Consider the following 954-nt stretch of genomic DNA (forward strand, 5'->3'; position numbering starts at 1 on the left):
AATTAGGTTTTGTAAAAAGAAAACGAAAGTTTTCAGGAAATGAATTAGCTACCATATGTATCTGGGTCAGTCAACGTACAGCGAGTGATTCTCTCGTTCGACTATGCAGTCAATTACACGCCGCCACAGGCACTCTTATGAGTCCAGAAGGACTCAATAAACGCTTTGATAAAAAAGCGGTTGAATTTTTGAAATATATTTTTTCTGCATTATGGAAAAGTAAACTTTGTAAAACATCAGCCATTTCAAGTGCAGCACTCACGTATTTTCAACGAATCCGTATTTTAGATGCGACGATTTTCCAAGTACCGAAACATTTAGCACATGTATATCCTGGGTCAGGTGGTTGTGCACAAACTGCAGGTATCAAGATTCAATTAGAATATGACTTACACAGCGGACAGTTTTTAAACTTCCAGGTAGGTCCTGGAAAAAATAATGATAAAACATTTGGAACAGATTGCTTAGATACCTTACGGCCGGGTGATCTGTGTATTCGTGATTTAGGATATTTTTCATTGGAAGACTTAGATCAAATGGATCAACGTGGCGTGTGCTATATATCAAGACTTAAGTTAAACCATACCGTCTATACGAAAAATCCATTTCCAGAATACTTTCGAAATGGGACAATCAAAAAACAGTCACAGTATATCCAAGTTGATTTAGAGAACATTATGCACACGTTAAAACCAGGACAAACGTATGAAATAAAAGAGTCGTATATTGGCAAGAATCAAAGATTATTTACAAGAGTAATTATCTACCGATTAACAGAGGAACAAATACTGGAACGTAGAAAAAAACAAAGCTATACCGAAAGTAAAAAGGGGATTACATTTTCAGAAAAGAGTAAACGATTAACGGGTATCAACATATATGTTACGAATACGCCTTGGGAAGTGGTTCCGATGGAACAAATCCATGATTTTTACTCCCTCCGCTGGCAGATCG

The 954-nt window shown here is 36.7% G+C and carries 1 protein-coding gene; it reads left to right on the top strand.

All coding sequences use genetic code 11. The annotated features are described in order from the left end of the window. Positions 1 to 954, top strand: a 954-nt coding sequence (locus ACS2CR_RS34240) for an IS4-like element IS231C family transposase (RefSeq protein ID WP_438906161.1), incomplete at both ends; no start/stop codon positions are given.

Source organism: Bacillus cereus group sp. BceL291 (assembly GCF_051776705.1).
In the GTDB taxonomy this organism is placed as follows: domain Bacteria; phylum Bacillota; class Bacilli; order Bacillales; family Bacillaceae_G; genus Bacillus_A; species Bacillus_A cereus.